Consider the following 21,526-nt stretch of genomic DNA (forward strand, 5'->3'; position numbering starts at 1 on the left):
GGATAGAAATGATTTATCAAAAAGATTACCTTATAGAAAACCCTAAAGCTACAGTAATTATTACTCATGGGATAGGCGAACATTCAAAAAGATATGAATATTTAGCTTTTAAATTAAACGATCATGGTTTTGATGTTATTACATATGATAACTTAGGCCATGGTAGAAGTAGTGGTAAAAGAGGTAAAATCAAGTCATTTAAAGATCATATTGAAACTCTTAGAAATATTGTTTTAAAAGAGAGAGAAAGAACTTCAAATAAAATTATTTTACTTGGTCATAGTATGGGTGGAGGAATCGTTAATTTATATGAAGCGATGTACCATGATAGTGATTTAATTGTATCTGTCGCTGCTGCAACTGATACTCCAAGCAATATGAAAATTTTTAAATATACTGGGTTTTATTTGTTAAGATGGGTTAGAATAAATACAAAGATATTTAAAAATGATTTGGCAAAAAATCCAAATATTTACTTAGCAACCAAAAACGATCCCCTTCAATTAAAATATATGTATTTAAGTTTACTTGGTGAAATGTTTATTAAAGGAATAAAATATTTAAAAGAAAATATTGGTAATTTCAAAACTCCAATCTTATATGTACACGGAACATCAGATAAAATTGTTGATTATAGATTTAGTCAAAATATGTATGATAGTATTAAAACTAAAGATAAAACAATTAAACTTTATGAAGGTGAGTACCATGAATTATTAAATGATTATAATAAAGATATAATAATCAAAGATATTATCAATTGGATTAATGATAGAACATAAAAATGGTTAGCATTGCTAACCATTATTTTTTTATTTTCTCTTTAATTTAATTTAAAAAATCATTAACGTTTTCAATTAAAGCATCTTTTGCTCTAATTGGTAAAATGAATAAATTATTATGTTTTAGTTTATTAAATAATTTAAACTGTTCAAAATGAATTGACTCTTTCGTTTTAAGATATAATTTTTTAATTTCTCTAGCAAAGTTCATACTATTTAGAAAGTCAAAAATAATCAAACTAAATAAACCTCCCATAAAAAAGATGAATAAAATATTTGAATAATCTAAGATGTTTATTAGACTAACTATTCTTGGATTAATTAAAAAAATATAAATGACTCCAAGTATTAACCAATAAAAGCTAAATTCTAGACTTATTATTCCTTGTATATTAAATTTTTTATTACTATAATCCCAAAGTTTTATTTTAAAAAACTTAATAAAGATTAATCCTGTGATGTATTCAATTAAGGTCATTAAAACTAAGATTAATAAGAGTTTATAGTAAATACTAATTTCAAGTGATGAAACTAAATATAAAATTAAAATACCAAAACCATAAAGAGGTTGCCATGGTCCTGTTAAAAATCCAGGATTAATCCAACTACCTACACTAAAATATCTACGATAAAAAAGTTCAATAATAAAACCTAAGATACTACCTATAATAAATATCAAAAAATAATTTATGAAAAGTTCCATATTATCACCTAAATTTATTATATCACTTATTTTTTTTATTTAAGTAGATATTATTATGTTATAATTTATTTAGATAATATATAAAGGGGTGACTACTTTGAAAAAAATGTCAAATAAAACTAGAAATACAATTAGAGTAATAGGTATTATTGGTGCTATAATTGGAATTATTCTAATAGTAAGTGGATTTACAAACCTTAGTTTTGCTGCATCTGCTTTAGGTATGGTTTTATTATTTATTTCAACTATTTTTTTGAATTTTGGTTTTATGGGAAAAACTCATCAAATAACAGTCTCTGAGACAATAGAAACAAATACGGAGGCAACTAATTATATGTTAGATAAAACTAAAGGTAATTTAAAAGAAATTATTGGTTCAGTTAATAACAATGATACACCAAAAAGAATTTGTAAACATTGTGGAGCAATCAATGATATTACTAATAATTATTGTTTTGATTGTGGCAAGAAAATTAAAGAGTAATTTAATACTTAATTAATTTTAAGTTTAATAAATAATAAAACAGGATAACATAATGCAAGAATCAAACAAGGTTTTAGAATTACTAGAAGAAGTATGTGGCAATAAAGACAATGCAATTTCACTTGCAACAATTAGATTGACAAACGGAAAAAACGGATTAGTTAACCCTGCTGTAAGAGATGTATCAGCTTATTATGAAGATGGAATCTTTTATGTTACAACGCATGCTAAATCAAATAAAATATTAGAAATTGAAGAAAATGAAAATGTATCATTCACAGTACACTTTGAAGGTATATCAGGAAATGCAGTAGCAAAAAATCTAGGTTGGGTTATGAAACCAGAAAATGCTGAATTAAGACTTAAATTAAGAAAAATATTTGAACCATGGTATGATCATGCAAATAATGAAGAAGATGTTAACTGTTGTATACTTGCTGTAAAGGTAACTAGAGTTAGAGTATTTAGAAATGAAGGAACAATAAACGAAGAGTACTTCATTTAAAAAAAGAAGTAAAAATCCCTTGCTAAGAAAACTTAACGAGGGATTTTTTGTTTGTTATAGTGATAGTTCCATATCAATATGAGGAATATCATCTAATAAATATTCTTCTTTTGTAAGTTTAAAATCTAAACTTGAATAAAAACCTTGTGCATAGACTTGAGAATTTAGTTTTATTTTCTTAGCCTTTAATTCATTTTTTGCATAATTTATAGCATTAGTCATAACTTCTTTACAAAACCTTTGTTTTCAATTTTGGAAACAACCCGACCTATCTTAAATACATCAGGTTCACTAGAGTCATTAAATAATCTTAAATAAGAGTAGAGATTAAAATCATCTCTTAAATAAACATGATATGAATGTTTATCAATATCATCCATGTCAAGATAGATACAGTTTTGCTTAACAACAAAGATTTCAGATCTAAGCTTTAAGATATCATAAAGTTCGTTATTTGTTAGTTCATTAAATTTTTTTATATAAGTCTTCAAAATTAATCACCTTTCTTTAATAAGTATTATACAATAATTAAAATAGTAATTGTTCATAGATTAATATTTTATATTTAAATTTAGTTTTTAAACAATAACATATCAATTGTTAAAAAAGTATAAAAATGATAAAATTATAAACAGTAAATACTATAATAATTAATAAGTATTGATTTAAATACTTGGAAGTTGGTGAAGAATGTTTAAATTAGTATCTCCGTATAAACCAAGTGGTGATCAACCAGAAGCGATAGAAAAGTTAGTAAGTAATTTTAATAACGGTAAACATGAACAAATCTTACTTGGGGCAACAGGTACCGGTAAGACTTTTACGATTGCAAACATTATTGAAAAGATGGGTAAAAAGACATTAGTTCTTGCTCATAATAAAACCCTTGCCGGACAACTTTATGGTGAATTAAAGGCACTTTTTCCTGAGAACAGGGTAGAATATTTCATTTCTTATTATGGTTAAAACGCTAAAAACACCAACAAACGAAGACAAACAGGGAATATTTAAGCTTATAATGACTATAAAAACTATTAGTGACCAATAGTCCATGTGACCTAGAAGGGGTAAAAATTCGTCTCAGTGTATAACTACATTTAAAAATCGTAAAATATCAAATACATTATTAACTATAACACATTAGAAAATTGCACTTTTATTGTAAGTTTATAGTCAATAAATATTTTTTGTAATAGTTATAATCCCAGTCCGATTGTTGTTAGTAATTTTAACAATTTGTGATATAATAAATTCAAATGATACAATTCATCAAGCAAGGTGATTAGTTATGAATAAAGAAAGAAAACTTTACATTAACTCAGGATATGCACTAGCAACTTATATTGGTTTAAATATAGGTTTAGCTTTTATTGGAATACACTTTAATTTTCCTGGAAGAGTTAATATTTATTTTTTGTTTATATATACATTAGTTGTTATATTTCTAATATTATCTATAATAAGGTTCTATAAAAATAGAAGTAACATAGAGGTTATTAAAGGAATTAGTAAAATCGAATCAACGTTAATAATTATTAATCAAGTATTCCTTTTTATAATTAATTATTTTTGTTCAGAATTAATAATTGCAGATAATGAGATTCAGAAAATAAAGGGAATGAATCTTTTTTATTTTACTCCAATGATAATAATATTAATTTATATAAGAATTAATTCTATTAGATTTAAAGTAAATAAAATGTTTTAGGCATACACTTTAAGTGTTTTATATGAGGGAAATAAAATATGAAGAATATATTAAATAGTTTAAAAAGAATAATAGTTAATGCAACTATAAATATAGGCAATTTTTTTAAGATGTTGTCCAAAATTGTTTGGAATTATTTCCTTTTCTATATTTATATGTTTTTTAACATTATATTTAAATTTGTATTTAAATACTTAATCAAAACACCTTCAACAATTCTTTTTAACTACATACTTAAACCAACATATAAAGGGGTAGAAGCAGGTACAGTCAAAGTTTATAGCATCTTAAAGAAAGTTGCTTTATTTATATATTCTAATTTTATATATAAAATATTTTTAGGATTAAAACATGTACTTAAATATATAAAAAAGCTTTTTAATTTAATTGGTATAGGTATAAAAAACATTTTTAAATATATAAATAGTTTTTTTGTTAAAGTTTATCTAACCATAAAATTTATTTATTATAAAACGCCTGACTTCTTATATAATTTAGTATATTTGTTATTTATATACACTTATCTTATTATTCATTTTATAGTAATTGAAACTGTATTTGTTATATTTATTAAAATACCATATAAATTGTTTTATAAATTATTTAATGTAGCAGCTAATTTGTTTATAAAATTTTTTACTTGGATATTTAAAGGTTTTAAATTAATATATATTTATGTTAAAAAATTCTTTTATAAACTATATTTAATCTTCAGAGATTTTAATGAATATTTTGTTGTAATAATATTAATTCCTTTATTACTACCAATATTTATACTATCAACTATTATAGTTTTGATTGCTGAAGTTCCGAAATATTTTAATATTATATTTAAAGGTATAATAGGAAGAAGAGTATATAGTGATCATGAATTACTCTCTGTTAAATATAGGTATAATCCAATTAAGACAATGTATTTAAATAATTATAGTTATTATATTGATCTTAAAATAGGGGATGTTAAACTAACAAATGTCAAACAGTTAATAAATAATTTAAAGATTATAAATAACAGATTTATCTATAATCTTATTATATTACCTACTATAACGATATTATTAAGTCCTCTTTTAATTTTTAAAATATTTAGAAGAGATAATGAAATTAATAAACACGATTTAATTATCCTAAATACTACAACAAACGGAATCATATACACAAAACCAATAAAGATTGGAAAAAACATATTAAGAGTTGAATTATTAACGGATTATACTAATCTAATAATTGATAATTTATATATTGTAAATAGTCAAGAGAAAAAGATAAAAATAAATATATTGATTAATAATGAAGTAGTTCAAGAATTAACACTAAACTATGTTAATGATGAATTTACAAATGGACTTAATCTATTAAATGAAATAACAATATTATTACAAAAGGAGAAGTACTATAAATTTGAATTACCAAAATTAGAAGGTGATTATATAGTTTCTTATAATAAAGTTTATAAGAGAGATGATATTAATGATAATGTCTTTACTTTAAGAAGCGGATTTACTTTTACTGACATTAAAGTAATAATTAAAAAAGATAATACGACTGTTTTAGAACAAATAGTAAATATTAAAGGTCTTAATAATATAAAGGACTTAAATAAAGCTATTAAAGCAAAAATACTAATTAATCCAAATGATTACTTGTCTAATTATCTTCCTAAACAATATGATTACAGCTTTATTGAATCTATCTATATAGATAAAGAAGGAAAGATATTAACAGAAGACAATATAAATTTTGAAGCAAAGTTTTATATAGTGGGTTTTGAAAACTATATTTATAATGTAAAAATAGAAGTGCTTGCTAATGAATTAAAGTTATTTGAATATATTAAATCTTTAGAAGAGAACTTTTTAGATTTAGAAAACGAAATTATTATGTTAAACGATTTAGTGATTAGTGACTCTTATGAAAAAGAAGTAATATACTACATTAATAATGAAGAAATTAGGAAAGAGTATGATTATAGTATTGCCTACAATAAAATAATGTCGGATCCAAATGCAGAAATATCAATAATGTTTTTATTTAATAGTAAGTATATTTACAAGAAATTAAATATTGAAAGAGAAATTACTCAGTTAGACTTGTTAAGTGAAGTGTTAGGTTTAAGATTTAAATACAAAGATAATATTATTTTAATAAACAATTTTAATGTTAGAGAAATATTTAAAAATAAAAATTACATCAGTTTCCCAAAACTAATTAAAGATAAACTATATATAGTAAGATGGAAGTCACTTAACAAGAAGCTAATTAAGAGTACGGGTTACATCATTAATAACGATTTTAAAGAAGTAGAATTTAAAATTGTTGTATATAAAAAACTATTTAAAAAGAAAACTTATGAAGTAAAACTTTATAACAAAATAAAGATTGATAATATTAACCCATTAAACAACATTAATTTAGAATAAAAGAATAATTATAAGTTCGGTTATTAAAACAACTGAACTTTTCTTTATATAAAAAGATGAACGCCAAATAGTGTCGCGATGAACCTTTATAATATATACGTAAACAGATAAGGAGCTGTTTAAAATATATTAGTTTAATACTCTGAAACCTAAAACTTTTAACTTGTTAAAGTTAACCTTAAATGATAAAATAAATATTAGAAAAATACAAATGTGACCTAGAGGCACTTGAAATTCGTCTCAGTCAAAATATTATAATATATTTTTCGATAAAGCGGGCCAAAATAATTATAAAAAGAAGCTAAAGTTAGTTAGGAAGAGTATAATAAATGTTTAAATTAGTAACAGATTTTACGCCAAGTGGAGATCAACCACAAGCAATCAAAAAGTTAATAGAAAACTTTAATAATGGCATCAATGAGCAAATATTACTTGGTGCGACTGGTACAGGTAAAACTTTTACTATCGCTAACATTATTAAAGATATGGGCAAGAAGACATTGGTGCTAGCACCTAATAAAACTCTTGCTGGTCAGTTATACGGTGAGCTAAAAGCTCTTTTTCCTATGAATCGTGTTGAATACTTCATATCTTATTATGATTAATGTGACAAAAACGCCAACAAACGAAGATAAACAGGGACTATTCAAGCCTATAATGACTATAAAAACTATTAGTGACCAATAGTCTATGTGACCTAGAAGGGGTAAAAATTCGTCTCAGTTAGACGTAATAATATAAAACACAATAATATAGAAAATATAATTATATAAAATCTATATGTTGTGTTTTTTTTATTTATATAGTTACATAAATCAATATTGTGAAAACAACGTAAAAATGCTATAATTTCTTAAAGAGTTATAGTTCATTTATATTGCTTAAAAATACTTATAAGGTGGTGTTATTGATGGTTGGAAAATTAGAATTGTTTGGTAAAGTTAGAGATTTTTCTTATAGCGAGAATAGTAAGGAATTAACGGTTACCATATTTAATAATAATGATTCGGATATTTTGGAAATAGTTTTCGGTGATAAACAAATAGATTTTTCTGTCTTATATGGCCATGATAATATTAGCAATTATATTTTTGAGTTTAATAGAATGTGGGTTAATCGTGATCAAACTAATGATATAACTGGACAAGTTCCGAAATATAATAAAACTGTTTTGACGTTTAACATCGTTAGTGTATTTAAATATGAAGAGGGTCATTTTAAATATAATAAAAACACATTAATTATTCGAGATGATATTATAAATTACTTATTCAGTCCGATGAGAAAAATTAAAGTGGAAAAAGAAGAAGTTAAAACTAATTTTGATTCCTTAAGAACTTATAAAGATTTAAAAGAAGAAGACTATATAAGAATATATAATTTCAAGAACAATAACAATATTTTATCTCTGAAATTTGGAATTAGCAGTAATGTTTTTAATAGGTATGATAAAACCTATTTAGATAAATATAATTCCTACATAATGTTAACATTTAATGAAAAACCAGTAAGTTATTTAGACATAATTAGAGTAACTAATTATTTAAAAAATATTTTTCAATTTTTATTTAGATTGGAAATTGATGGGTTTGAATATATAGAATATAATGGAGATCTTATTGAAAGAGATAAAACGATTAATAGCAAAGGAATTTTAAATTTATTTAATAATAGTAACGTAGGAAATTTAACTAAAGTAGTTAATTTTGATAAACTTGATAATTCAATACCAAAAATTTTAGAGTATTTTTTCTTGGATAATAATTTTCCATATTACTACGATAAAACAACTAATGAATATAATGTTTTGAAACAATTTGTTATGTTTTCAAACTTTGATGTTTTAACAGAAAAAATGGTTTTAAATAATACTAAATTATTAGAACTTAGTAAAATTGCAAAACATATAGTTGAAATAATAAATGAAGATGAGAGTTTTGACAACTATGATATAGATATTATTGAAAGAACTAAAGGCAAACTTTTAGATATAAGAAGTTCTTACAGAGAAAAAATGATTATGGTAACTAAACTGTATAACTATTTTACAAACTTAGATATAATAGAGTACACTAAAAAAATGACAAACTATAGAAATAAACTAATGCATGGAAAGATAGAAAAATCATTAATACATTATAAAGATTTAAGAACTTTTGAAAAAATAATTTATATCATTATGATGAATTTAATCGGATTGTCTAACGAAGATGCAATTGATTCTATTAATGCATTGTTCTTAATTCACTAAATTTTAAGATAAATTTTAACAGCGATGATTATTGCTGTTTTTTTAGAATTCAAAAAAAATTACTTTTGTAAATTTAACTTTAGTATAATTGTTATAAAGGAGGTTTTTATAAATGAATACGAACAACAAATTAGTAATATCTGCAACAAATTATGCTAGGGTAAAACTGAATTTAGATGAAAATTTTTGGGTAGTTATAAGTGAAGGCAAACACTTTCTATCTAATAATCATTCTGGAATGTATGACAAAAATCATTTTCTTATTAGATACAATGAAGAATGGTTAAAGAATTCGACTTCAGAAAAAACAATTAAATGTGCGTTTCATGAAGTTTTTCATGCATTTCAACATCAAGAAATTATTAAAAGAAAGCTTGGTTTGGAAAGTATTTATTTTACGAACGAAGAGTTAGATAAGATAGAATATGAATTTCAAGATGAAGTATACAATGTTGATAAATGGGAGTCGTTTTTGATAGAACAACAAGCTGAATATTTTTCTGATTATTTATATTCAATCTTCATCAAGAACAATGATACATTGTCAGTTATTAAAGAGTATTATGAACTTTTTGAAAATGTGAAATAAATAATACTAAAGTGTAACTTAATATTATGATATAATGTTATTAAGTATTTTGAATGAATAGGTGATCTATATTTTTGACATAACAACAATTGACCAAAACATTATAAAATTATTACTTAAAGATAAAACAACAGAAAAAAATATTATTTGGGCTTCTAACGATTATGAGCATTTAAATAATTTTTTTGTGTTTAAAAATCAAATAAATTATAGTGATCTTTTTTTGAAGAATGAGGTTATTATACAACCACGTATTTACAAATTAAAAGCTATTTACGAAAACAGAACTAAGATTATGGGGGAAGTTTTTACTCCCTCGTGGATTTGTAATAAGCAAAACAATTTAATTGATAATATTTGGTTTGGAAAAGAAAATATTTTTAATTTTGAAGATAATGAAAAATGGGTTCTTAACCCTTCTAAAATTCCTTTTAATAATTTGAATAAGAAGTGGGAAGATTATGTAGAAGATATTCGTCTTGAAATCACTTGCGGTGAGGGACCTTATTTAGTTAGTAGATATGATGCAAGCAGTGGTGAGAATATAGATTTAAATAATAGAATTGGAATTCTAGACAGAAAAATTAGAGTTATTAATGAAAACGTAACTGATGACGTATCATGGTTTGAATGGGTAATCAGAGCTTATAAATCAACTTATGGATATGAATGGCAGGGAGATAATCTAATAGTTGCAAGAATAAATTTAATTCTAACATTTATTGAATATTATAACGAAAGATTTGGGTCCGACCCAAGCTATGAACAACTAATGATCATTGCAGATATAATTGTTTGGAATATATTTCAAATGGATGGAATTAAAGGAGTTGTTCCTAATAGTTGTATAAGTAGAACAATCGGACCTAATTTATTTGGAGAGATTGAAGAGTTTGAGTGTTACGGATGTAAAACACCTGACATCAATTCACATAATGGAATTTATAGTTTGATAAAAGATTGGACTAAAAATATTACTGTTAAGTTTGTAGACATTATCAAGTAGAGGTGACTGAAATATGATTCTTAAAAGTTTTGAATATAATTTAATTTATATTTTTAGAATAAACATTCCCACTCACAAAGGAATTCTTAAAATTGGAGAAACAACTTTTACTTACGAAGGTAATGTTTTAAATGTGAAAGATAATACTGAACTTTTAAATAATTTTGCAAACAAAAGAATTAAGCAGTACACACAAACTGCAAATATAAAATATGAATTACTATATACAACTGTTGCAATCGACAATAAAGGAAATATTTTCAATGATAAAAGTGTTCAGAGAATATTAGACAGATCCGGATTTACTAAAGTAAGTTATACTGGAGCAGATGAATGGTATAAATGTGATTTATCTACAGCCATAAATGCTCTAGAAGCTAGAAAATTAAATAGAAAATCATTATTATCTTCTGAAATCACTCAAGGAATGTCACCAATAATTTTTCGTGAAGAACAAGAAGATGCTATTATAAAAACAGTCAGAAAATTTACGACAAAAAGTAAAGAACTAAAAAAAGGTAATGATGTCTATTTATGGAATGCCAAAATGAGATTTGGTAAAACATTAACTTCTTTAGAAGTTATAAAAAGATTAGGTTTTACTAAAACTATAATTGCAACTCACAGGCCAGTTGTATCATCAGGATGGTATGAGGAGTTTAATAAAATATTTTATGATGAAAAAAATTATATTTTTGGATCTGAAACATACGGCGAAAGCTTTGATAATTTAGTTAACTTATCAAAAAAAGGGAAAAACATTGTTTATTTTGCTTCTATGCAATTTTTGAGGAATGCTGAAATGTTTGGCGGGAACAATAGTAAAACTAACAATATTTTTGATATAGATTGGGATTTTCTAATCGTCGATGAAGCACATGAAGGAATATTAACAAATTTAGGGGATAATGTAATTAATGAATTAAGATCGAGTAAAGAAGATACAAAGACATTATTTTTATCAGGAACTCCATTTAATTTATTGAGTGAATCAAGTAAGTATGAATTTGAAAAAGATGATGTTTTTACTTGGGACTATATTGCCGAACAACATGCTAAAATAAACTGGGAAGCAAATAACTTTGGTGATCACAATCCTTATGCTGGATTACCAAGATTAAATATATTTACTTACGATTTAACTAATGTTTTTACGGGAAATAATTATTTGGATTTATTAGACAGTGCTTTTAACTTCAGAGAGTTTTTTAGAGTTTGGACTGGTGTTTATGAAAAAGATAATCCAAGGCCTACTCAAGTTGTTACACCAGGTGAATTTGTATATAAAGAAGATGTTAAAAGATTTTTAGACTTATTAGTTGACCCAAGTACTAATTATCCATTTTCAACTAGAGAATACAGAGATAATTTTAGACATACATTATGGATGCTTCCAGGAGTAAAAGAAGCAAGAGCTTTATCAAAATTATTAAAAGAACACAAAGTTTTTGGTCAAGACGAGTTCATAATTGTTAATGTTGCTGGTGATGGTGATGAGGAAGAAAAGTATGAAGACGCTAAGTTAAAAGTTGATAAAGCAATTGGTCCTAATCCGGACTTAACTAGAACAATTACGTTATCTTGTGGAAAACTAACTACTGGAGTTACAATAAAACCATGGACTGCAGCATTGATGTTATCAGGTTCATCTAATACTTCTGCTAGTTCATATTTGCAAACAATTTTTAGAGTTCAAAGCCCGGCTAATATCAATGGAAGGATTAAAACCAATTCGTATGTATTTGATTTTGCACCAGATAGAACTCTCAAAATGATTGCTCAAGCAAGCCAATTATCAATTAAAGCTGGAAATCGTGATGAGTTTGAAAAAAGAGATGTAATGAGGGAATTTTTAAACTTCTGTCCAGTTATTGGTATTCAAGGATCAAGTGTTAAAGAATACGATGTAAATAATTTATTAGTTCAACTTAAACAAGCAACAATTGATAGTGTTGTAAGAAATGGTTTTGATGATGTGGGATTATATAATGATGGTATGCTATTGTCACTAACTAATGATGATATTTCGTTGTTTAATGGATTAAATAGTATTATTAAAGCATCTGACAGATCAAAGTCTATAAGAGAAATCGTTTTGAATAAACAAGGTTTAGATAATGAAAAACATGATGAAAAAGAATTGAGGAAGCTTAATAAAAAGCCTAAAAAAGAATTAACTCCAGAAGAAAAAGAAGCGTTGGCTTTATATAGAAAACAACAAAAAGACAGACTGAATGCCATTAAGTTATTAAGAGCAATTTCTATTAGAATTCCACTTTTAATTTACGGTGCTGATGTTCCTATTGATGAAGAGATTGATATTGAAAAATTTTCTTCACTTGTAGATGATAATTCATGGGTTGAATTTATGCCTAGAGGAGTTACAAAGGATGTTTTTAATGATTTTAAGAGATTTTTCGATAATGAAGTTTTTGTAGAAGCAGGTAAGAGAATAAGAAAAATTACTCAGCTATCTGATTCTTTACCTGTTTTGGAGAGAGTAGACTCTATTTCAGAACTTTTTTCAACATTTAAAAATCCAGATAGGGAAACTGTTCTTACGCCTTGGTCTGTTGTGAACAAACACTTAGGAGAAACAATTGGTGGGCATTTATTTTTTGAAAATGATTACTATACTAAGATATTTATCGATACAAATACAGGTCCTAAACTAAAAATTAAAAACAAAGAACTGTTTAAAGTGATGTATGATAGAGATTCTAGAGTATTAGATGTTAACTCTAAAACAGGATTGTATCCTTTATTTGTGGCAACGTCAATTTACTTAGAATATAAACATAAGGGAATTATGAAAGACACTTCAAATTTATGGGAGAAAATCTTGAGTGAAAATATCTTTATAATTACAAAAACAGAAATGGCAGCTTTGATAACAAAAAGAACACTAATTGGATATAAAAACTCGAACGATATCAAAATTAATATACTAACTATTCCAGATATAAATGAAGAAATGAATAAAGGATATAAAGATGATTATAAGGATTTAATCAAAACAATACATAATGGATTTAATCTAAAGGAGGAAAACAAAGTGAAATTTAACGCAGTTGTGGGCAATCCCCCATATCAAACAGATGCTAAACAACAAATATATACTGACTTTTATTTACTTTCTAGAGAATTAGCAAATGTAGTAAGTCTTATATTTCCTACTGGTTGGCAAGAACCTAAAAATGCTAATAATCTTGCTAAAATGAATAACGAAGAAATCAAAAGAGACAAACAAATAGTATTCGTAGATAACAGATTTAATGTGTTTCCAGGTATTAGTGGTGCAGAATGGACTAATTTCATTTTATGGGTTAAAAATTATGATAATAATCTTGATGGCCAACAACTTCTTTATACTGATGGATTAAATGAAGAAGAGGTACTATTCCCAATTAATCAAGAAGATATAGAAAAACCAAAAGAATTAGTTGAACTTTCAAAACTAGTAAATAAAATAGAAAGCAAAAATATGATTGATATGGTATCGTCATTAATGCCATATGGATTAAGAACTGACTTTTTAAATGATCCAAGCAAGTATAATTTGCCACCAGTTAGTTTCCTAGAAAACAATTCTACAGATATTAGAATATATGGATTATACGAGAGAAGACAAACAATTGCATATATTGATACAGATTACGATGTTCCAAGAAAGACAATTTCGTTTGATAAGTATAAAGTATTTATTGGTAAAGCTTGGGGTAATTGGTCTAAGAATTATTTAGGAGGGGCATACTCTGATATTATTGTTGCAAGACCAAGTGAAATATGTACTGAAAACTTTTTAGAAGTAGGTCCATTCGATAATATTGAGATGGCAAACAATATGGCAAAATATTTAATGACTCGATTTGCAAGAGGATTATTATATTTAAACAAATATTCACAGGATAATTCAAAACAAAAATTTAAAGCAGTGCCTATCCAAACTTTTGAAGAAAGTTGGTGGTCAAAATCAATAAAAGAAATTGATAATCACTTATTTGAAAAATATTCTGTCCCATCTAATATAAAAAAATATGTATTTGATAACGTCCAAGAAAAAACAACAGATAATATTTTAATTACAGAAAAATAATAATTTAATTATTGTTCATAAATAAAAAAAGAAACAACTCCAATGTCGAGTTGTTTTTTTATGCATTAAAAAAGATGAACGCCAAATAGTGTCGCGATGAACTTATATCATATATGTGGGTCAAGGGAAATAATGACTCAAAATAATGAAAAGGAGGAGTGGTAACCTTGAAGAAATTAAAATGGGTTGGAAAGTTTACGACAGTTTTAGAAATGATAGATGTTCCAAAAGGAAAAATAGAAAAAGCAATTGAGCTATATTCAAAAACTAATCAAGAACTTTTAAACCAAAGAGCAAAAGAAAACTACGTAATAAAAAAATAAGAAAGAGGTGCAATTAAATGCAACAAGTTAAAGTAGATTTTACGCTAAGAGCAGTACAAAGAAGAGGTATGAATCCTAGATATGAATTGAATGTTATTTTAAAAGACATTAATGCAGACCAAAAAACATTTGGTAAAAATTACTCAAACATTGAGTTACAACCAGCAAGACCTTTAGAAATGGGAGATTATCAATTAATTTTAAATGAAAGAGGATTAGGTGATCTTAAACAAAACTCCAAAGGATTTAGAATTACCGATGCTGATGCAGAAGTAGGGATTGGTACTTATGCAGAAACTGGTGACAAGTATTATTTTGTAAGAGTTGAACTTTGCAAGGATTTATACAGAACATGTTATTTAAGTGAATCACAAATTAGAAACTTAAAATATGTTGATTTAGGTTACAAATTTAAAGAAGAAGATATTGATCCAGTCGTTGAATAATATATGATAACAATATTTCTATTGATAAAATCCTTTTTCTTGATTTTGACTAGAATCTTATTGGTTATATTATCAACGATTGGTTGGGGGTTGGCGATGATACTTAAGGTCATCGCTAGCCCATTTAATAGAATATTTAGAAGAGGAGAAAATAATGAAATTAAAGATTAAAGTTTTAACATCATTTATACTTTTAATTTTTGCATTTATCTTTGTTCCTTTGGTGTCAGCTGCAAGCTTTCATGATGAAATATATGATGAAGTAAGTCAACATGTTAGAGATGGTAATTTGCCCTCTTGGCATAAAAGTTATGCGCTAATACCTGAGTATCAAACATTTTATACAAAAATGGTAAGGTTGATGAGTAGTACCCATGGAGTTAGTTATTTGGCTTCCTTTGAAAAAGAAGATCTAATTTCACTGCTTCAACAATATAAATCTGAAATAGATGAAGTTTGGGAAGACATGATCGAAAACTTAGACTTAGAATTAACTAATTTAGCTCCTGCACAAATTGTGGGACTTTATTGGGAAACCAATGTTAATGAATATGCCTCTTATTTATACTTTATCTGGACTAGTGAATATATTCCAAATGAATTTAATACTCTAAGAGAAATTAAAATTAATGGCAAGCAGTATAAACAATTCGAAACGCAACAAGATATAACGAATTATACACCAACTTGGGATACAACAGATAGTCTTCATTTTCCTAATTCGAACATTTCTGTTCATAGGACTGCTATTGGAGGATTTGTCTTAGGTGAGCAATTTGGAGTCCCCTTAACTCAAAAATACCAAATAGATGGATTTAAGGGTGGAATAGAAGTTGAAGAGTTTTATGGAAGTGTTCCTGATGAAAAGAAATACGAAACAATGTCCAGTCATTCAGTAACATTTGACTTAGGATTTGTTCCAAAACAAGATGGAAAAAGAGCATTCCAATTAGTTACTAAAGCTTATGAGATTTTAAAAGATGTTGAAGCTCAAAGTTATCACAGTGTTGCTTTCGGTGGATATGTTCATAATGTATATTTTAATACAACAATTGATATTGATCGTATTTATCGTGTAGACGTTAACTACACCCTAACAAGCGATAATAAAAATTGGTATGAATTTTGGTTAGATACAGATGAATATAATGTTACTAAATCTTTAACAACTGAAAGAAAGTCGAGTGGATATTTTGGATTATTTAATTATCAAGGATTTGAAGAAGGTAATTATAAATCAAACGTAAAAGAATCTAAATATTATAAATATAGATTAACTCTTAACTATGATGATGAAAATTGGAAAATATTTCATCCAAATCCAGAAGCCGAAGGAAATTATAAGAGATTTAAAGAATTTAAAGTTTTAAGGTTGAATTATGTAGTCGATGATGTTGTCTATGATGTACCAGTAAAAATGGATACAGTAGATAGTGAAACATTACATATTTTAGATAGAGATCTAATATTAGACACTGAATCAACAGGATGGAAGGCCAAAGAAACAATTTATGATTTCTTTGACCAGGTTAAAGAAAAGTTTGAGGCATCAAAAAAAACCCTGATTATTATAGCTTCAGTTATTGTTGGATTAATACTTTTCTATATTGTTTATAAAATTATTAGATTTATAAACATAATATTTTCAACAAAAGAAAGGAAATAAATATGAAAAAAATAACTATATTTTCATTTTTAACTTTATTAGCGTTTGTTTTATTGGGAACACAAACAACATATGCTAATACAAACAACCAAATTAATATAAACCACAATTTACCTAATGTTCCACAACAATTGGCAAAATATGATCATAATGGTTTTCAATATACTTTATCTACTAGTGGTGATACCTTAATGGCATCTTTAATTACTGAAAATCCTGAAGAAATTGAATATATAGTGGTATACAACAATATTATGGATTTTCCTGTTATGTACACAAGTATCACTGACTTAAGTAGTTATACTAATTTAAAGGATGTAATTATATTTGAGCAACCACGTCATTTTGGAGGTTTATATAATTTTGAGGGAACAATACAAAATTTATATTTAGGTCATGGTAATCATCTAGATGAATCGTTTGAGAATTTAAATATTACAAATTATCATTTTGTAACACCGTATTTTAACTATTATACAGAATTTGATAAATCAAATGGTAAAGCAAAGATTGATGAAATGAATTTTTCTAATGGATATTATTATGATTTTACCAAAGATGTTTTTGAAAAAGGTCTTGCTGATTACAACACAAGATCAAATAAGAAACATAATTTTATATTAAAAAGCAACTCGACACTGAAGTATACAATAGAAAGTTTTTTACCAAGTAAAGATTTTCAATTAAGATATTCAAAAGCCGGTGTTGATTATGAAGTAGACACATACATGGAAAAACATAAGCTATACAAAAGTTATCTTGATATGAAAGCTAATATTATAAAAATTGATCAAAGAGTTAAATCATTTCATGGTGCTAAGCTTATTAGAGGTATAGAACCATTAAGAAACATTGAATTTAAAACATTGGATTTAAGAGGATTAGAAGGTCTAACTCAACTTCAAAATATTAAAGCAGAAACTTTATATTTGTCTAATAAAGGTGATACTTTTAATAACAATCAAACAATATATGTAGATGACTTATATTTTGTTGCAGATGAATTAGCGACACCAGTTGGTAATGTTTTTGGCTCTTATCCTAATATTAAAAATGTTCATATCCCTAATGATAACAAAGAACTTTTTCAAACAATAATTGATAGTGATGATTTTTCATCAAAAATCAAATATTATACTAACCTTATTCCAACATATAATATCTTTGAATTTACTAATGATGAAGGAGATAAATTATATAAGAGTTCTGATGATTATATTGACATAGACACTATTTTAAATAGTATCGAAGAATTTGAAACATTAACAGGTGTAGATTTAGAAAAGTTTTATGTCAATCAAATATTAGAGTTATATAACTTTCCGATTTATGCTGAGAACAGCGGAAGATCAGTAGAAGCATATCCAATAATTCCTTCTACAATACATTTAAATATTGGTATGGATCCAAGAACTGTTTTAGAAACTATAGTAGAAGATATGGTTGCAGGAGAATATGAAACAGTAGAAATAACATTTGAAGATGAAGACTTTGAACTAGATAAAGATGGTGATTTAGTAATAAAGGTAACAATAAATGAGAGATTATCTCAAATTTCAAGAGTAGATATTTTATATTATGATTTCAAAGAAGTTGTATCATTTATTAAATTTTATGAATCAATGTTTGTTTTAACGAATATTTCTGATACTAAAACACTAGAAGACTTGATTGACATTTATAATGAACATGTTGAAGATCCACGAGGAGAAGCAGTAGTCAATAAAAATCATGATCTTAAAATTGAAAAGAAAGTATTAAGCAGTTATGAAAATGATTGGGATTCTAATGTTATAAGATTATTTGTTACCAATGACAACATTGGAGAAAAACAAGTCTACTATGAATTACCAGACTCATTTGTATTTACTGAAAACATTGATATTGAAAAAGCAATAACAGTACTTCATAAAGAAATGTTATTTAAAGATGATTTACTATCAAATGAAGCTTACATATTAGAAATCACAGTTAAATCAGCAGTTATTAATCTAAAGGGTGAATTTCCAAATGAGAAAGAATTTGATTTAGATATCCCTTATACAGTTATTGAATCTGAAATAGGTGAGTATCTAATAGCAAAACACAATAACTCTAATACATTTATTTTATATGTAGAAGCCGGAACGATAAAAGAAGATGTAAATGCACAATCAATATTAGATTCTTATTTCGAGAATAAACAACTTGAAGATTATATTGATCAGTACAAGTTACCAATTACATTAACAAGAAAAGGTGAATTAACAAAAACAATCGAATTAGAAGAAACAGAAGAAGAATTCACAGTTAAAGTTGTAGTAACAAATAAAGATTTAAATCCAGAAGGATTTGAAGATCCTTTTAAAACAAAAAAAGATGAGTTTGGATCAAGTAGTATATTAGACCAAATAAAAGATAAATTTGCAGAAAATGATGCATTAAAATGGTCATCAATAGTAGTATCATCATTATTAGGAATTGGATTAATTTATTTAGTATACTTATTCATTAGAAAATTTATTAAGTGGATAAGAAAATAATATTTAAAAGGCTAGGCATAGCACTATTCGTAGTGCTATGTACTATGCTTTTAATATTCAATCTCAATGTATTTAAAGAAGCCACCGATAGATTCTTAGAAATTTTTGATTTCAAAGAATTGAAAAATTTCTTCCAATTATATGTGGATAAAAACACTAAAATATTCGAAGATTTTTCAGATAGTATTTCAGATAGCATCGATAATATCCAAGAAGTGTTAAGTGATAAAGAACAGATAAAAGAAGCACTTTTAACGCTACTATTAAACTTCATTACTCTATTCTTTAATTTTTTAAATTACTTCTTAAATATAGGTGTTAATATTCTGTTTTTATTAATGATCTTCTTTAACGAAACTTTTAATGCTACTAATTTAAATATTAAGTATTCTAAGAGTTCTTTGTTATGGATAAAGTTTCAAAAGTTTTTATCTAAAGTAAAATCAATCTTAAAAAACATTTATAAGAAAATAGTTAAATGGCTTAATGAACGTAAAAGAAAGATTTTATTAATTTTTTTAATCGTTCTGTTTTCTAAAGGTGTCGTATATCAAGTTTTAGTAGAAATAATAATATTTTTAGTTACATATATTTCTGCTGTGTTTAGATTTGAAACATATATAGCAATAATGGATATAGCTAAGGCAATCTTAATATTCTTATTACCTTATATCGAATCACTGTCTAAAGGAACAATTATTGTTATACTAATTTTTATAATATTCATTAGAGCATTTAACAGAGCTAATTACAAACTAAAAAAGAATCATGAAAGATTAAAAATATTTGCTAAAGATAGACTTACTCAAACAACATTTATAAATGGTGCTCCTGGTGTGGGGAAAACATTACTTAACGTATCTTTATCCTTAGCTAGTGAAGAGAATTTTATTGATGAATTGGAATTAATGATGCATGAATATCAAGCTAAACATCCATATTTAAATTTTGCTAATATTAGAACTAAAGATATTGATCAAGAGCATCAAGAATATATTGATATTTACAATTTTTTACTGAACAGATCGAGTTATTTAATTTCTAACTTTGCAATCTATAGTCCTTACTTTGATGAGTACTCAAAAATTTTTGATTTTAATTTTATGCGTAAAAATATAAAGTCAGATATTTATGCTTTAGAAGAATATACAATAATTTCGATTTCAGAACTAGATAAAGAATACAATTCTCATGATGATATGAAAATTGTTGGTGCAGATGGTGCAGCAACATTTTTCTCAACGGTATCACACGATTTAAAAAGAACTGCCAAAATCTTTTGTGATTATCAGTTAAAAGACCAGGTACCATTACGTATTAGAGGAAACTCCGAATACTTTTTAACTGTTAAATCACGAAAAAAGAAATATCCAGTTCTATTATATTTATATTATTATCCATTTATTTTGATGGATAAATTAGTATCAAGATTAATATTCAAATATGAAACAAAGAGAAAAACGATTAATAAAAACACAAAAAGAAAATCCTTATCAAAATATAAAAGAAATGATTATACATTAGTCTATGGGATTCTACGATCGTTACAGTTTCAATTAAATAAGATTAAAAATTTCTTTGATAAATACTGGTACTTTAGAATAACCAGTATTTTATCAGAGGAAGATGGCGGCAAAGGAAAAAGTGTTGCAATCAATATTAACTTATGTGATTTAAAGTTAGATGATCAGCAGCTATATGATTCAACATTTTTATCTCATGCTTATGAACAAAAGAAAAATACTAAGTTTAAAGATTTAGATAAGTTTACTAGCATAACCCCATCAATCGAAGAATTAACAAAATGTAATTCCAGATTTTATAACAAAATTAATGGAATAAAGAATGAAGAAACTGAAAAGAAAAATAACAGAGGTACTAATGATGATGATGACTTTATTACAATATGAATTATAAACATATCCAGTTTGATTTCCAAAGTTTAGTATCCGTTGCGGAACGTGGCTATACTAATAGCCACGTTATCGCATACTAAACTGACGTCAAACGTAATGTTTAATCATT

At 25.6% G+C, this 21,526-nt stretch carries 17 protein-coding genes and 2 pseudogenes; 16 read left to right on the forward strand and 3 right to left on the reverse strand.

The window, feature by feature from the left end; all coding sequences use genetic code 11:
* The first annotated feature begins 8 nt into the window (after nucleotides 1-8).
* A complete protein-coding gene (locus T352_RS0100395) occupies nucleotides 9-782 on the forward strand; it encodes an alpha/beta hydrolase (RefSeq protein WP_026391271.1) in 774 nt (257 codons plus the stop codon).
* 46 nt (nucleotides 783-828) lie between these two features.
* Here T352_RS0100395 and T352_RS05925 read toward each other — a convergent pair whose 3' ends face one another.
* Entirely contained in the window at nucleotides 829-1,485 is a 657-nt protein-coding gene (locus T352_RS05925) for a putative ABC transporter permease (protein WP_051615618.1), read from the reverse strand.
* A 97-nt stretch (nucleotides 1,486-1,582) separates the two neighbouring features.
* Here T352_RS05925 and T352_RS0100405 point away from each other — a divergent pair, with 97 nt between their 5' ends.
* Nucleotides 1,583-1,969 carry a zinc ribbon domain-containing protein gene (locus tag T352_RS0100405; protein ID WP_026391272.1) on the forward strand — a complete coding sequence of 129 codons (387 nt, stop codon included), beginning with the start codon at nucleotides 1,583-1,585 and terminating at the stop codon, nucleotides 1,967-1,969.
* Nucleotides 1,970-2,021: 52 nt separating this feature from the next.
* A complete protein-coding gene (locus tag T352_RS0100410) occupies nucleotides 2,022-2,474 on the forward strand; it encodes a pyridoxamine 5'-phosphate oxidase family protein (RefSeq protein ID WP_026391273.1) in 453 nt (150 codons plus the stop codon).
* A gap of 54 nt (nucleotides 2,475-2,528) precedes the next feature.
* Here T352_RS0100410 and T352_RS06980 read toward each other — a convergent pair whose 3' ends face one another.
* Nucleotides 2,529-2,696 (reverse strand): GNAT family N-acetyltransferase, encoded by a 168-nt coding sequence (locus T352_RS06980; protein ID WP_084301329.1) that lies wholly within the window; start codon nucleotides 2,694-2,696, stop codon nucleotides 2,529-2,531.
* Nucleotides 2,693-2,965: a GNAT family N-acetyltransferase gene (locus tag T352_RS05930; protein ID WP_162151049.1), complete on the reverse strand. Its 273-nt coding sequence runs from the start codon at nucleotides 2,963-2,965 to the stop codon at nucleotides 2,693-2,695. Before T352_RS05930 ends, T352_RS06980 begins: the two co-directional genes overlap by 4 nt.
* Before the next feature lie 199 nt (nucleotides 2,966-3,164).
* On the opposite strand from T352_RS05930, the pseudogene T352_RS0100420 reads away from it, so the two are divergent.
* The 13 genes and pseudogenes from T352_RS0100420 to T352_RS0100480 form a co-directional block, all read left to right on the forward strand.
* Nucleotides 3,165-3,434: pseudogene (locus tag T352_RS0100420) on the forward strand (DEAD/DEAH box helicase family protein); the annotation flags it as partial.
* A 328-nt stretch (nucleotides 3,435-3,762) separates the two neighbouring features.
* A complete protein-coding gene (locus tag T352_RS0100425; protein ID WP_026391275.1) occupies nucleotides 3,763-4,182 on the forward strand; it encodes a hypothetical protein in 420 nt (139 codons plus the stop codon).
* A gap of 38 nt (nucleotides 4,183-4,220) precedes the next feature.
* On the forward strand, nucleotides 4,221-6,602 hold the full coding sequence (locus T352_RS0100430; RefSeq protein WP_026391276.1) for a hypothetical protein: 2,382 nt from the start codon (nucleotides 4,221-4,223) through the stop codon (nucleotides 6,600-6,602).
* 329 nt (nucleotides 6,603-6,931) lie between these two features.
* Nucleotides 6,932-7,204, forward strand: a pseudogene (locus T352_RS0100435) (DEAD/DEAH box helicase family protein); the annotation flags it as partial.
* Nucleotides 7,205-7,512: 308 nt separating this feature from the next.
* On the forward strand, nucleotides 7,513-8,853 hold the full coding sequence (locus T352_RS0100440) for a hypothetical protein (protein WP_026391278.1): 1,341 nt from the start codon (nucleotides 7,513-7,515) through the stop codon (nucleotides 8,851-8,853).
* A 112-nt stretch (nucleotides 8,854-8,965) separates the two neighbouring features.
* Entirely contained in the window at nucleotides 8,966-9,442 is a 477-nt protein-coding gene (locus T352_RS0100445) for a hypothetical protein (protein WP_026391279.1), read from the forward strand.
* Nucleotides 9,443-9,503: 61 nt separating this feature from the next.
* Complete coding sequence (locus T352_RS0100450; RefSeq protein WP_051615624.1) at nucleotides 9,504-10,448, forward strand: hypothetical protein; 945 nt, start codon at nucleotides 9,504-9,506, stop codon at nucleotides 10,446-10,448.
* 13 nt (nucleotides 10,449-10,461) lie between these two features.
* A complete protein-coding gene (locus T352_RS05935; RefSeq protein WP_035344689.1) occupies nucleotides 10,462-14,544 on the forward strand; it encodes an Eco57I restriction-modification methylase domain-containing protein in 4,083 nt (1,360 codons plus the stop codon).
* Nucleotides 14,545-14,711: 167 nt separating this feature from the next.
* Nucleotides 14,712-14,867: a hypothetical protein gene (locus T352_RS07080; RefSeq protein WP_156951165.1), complete on the forward strand. Its 156-nt coding sequence runs from the start codon at nucleotides 14,712-14,714 to the stop codon at nucleotides 14,865-14,867.
* 17 nt (nucleotides 14,868-14,884) lie between these two features.
* Nucleotides 14,885-15,313 carry a hypothetical protein gene (locus T352_RS0100465; protein WP_026391281.1) on the forward strand — a complete coding sequence of 143 codons (429 nt, stop codon included), beginning with the start codon at nucleotides 14,885-14,887 and terminating at the stop codon, nucleotides 15,311-15,313.
* 154 nt (nucleotides 15,314-15,467) lie between these two features.
* A complete protein-coding gene (locus T352_RS0100470; protein WP_026391282.1) occupies nucleotides 15,468-16,979 on the forward strand; it encodes a hypothetical protein in 1,512 nt (503 codons plus the stop codon).
* 2 nt (nucleotides 16,980-16,981) lie between these two features.
* Entirely contained in the window at nucleotides 16,982-19,501 is a 2,520-nt protein-coding gene (locus T352_RS0100475) for a hypothetical protein (protein ID WP_026391283.1), read from the forward strand.
* A 44-nt stretch (nucleotides 19,502-19,545) separates the two neighbouring features.
* On the forward strand, nucleotides 19,546-21,411 hold the full coding sequence (locus tag T352_RS0100480) for a hypothetical protein (RefSeq protein ID WP_162151050.1): 1,866 nt from the start codon (nucleotides 19,546-19,548) through the stop codon (nucleotides 21,409-21,411).
* Nucleotides 21,412-21,526 lie beyond the last annotated feature (115 nt).

This window comes from Haploplasma modicum ATCC 29102, from assembly GCF_000687835.1.
Taxonomy (GTDB): domain Bacteria; phylum Bacillota_I; class Bacilli_A; order Acholeplasmatales; family Acholeplasmataceae; genus Haploplasma; species Haploplasma modicum.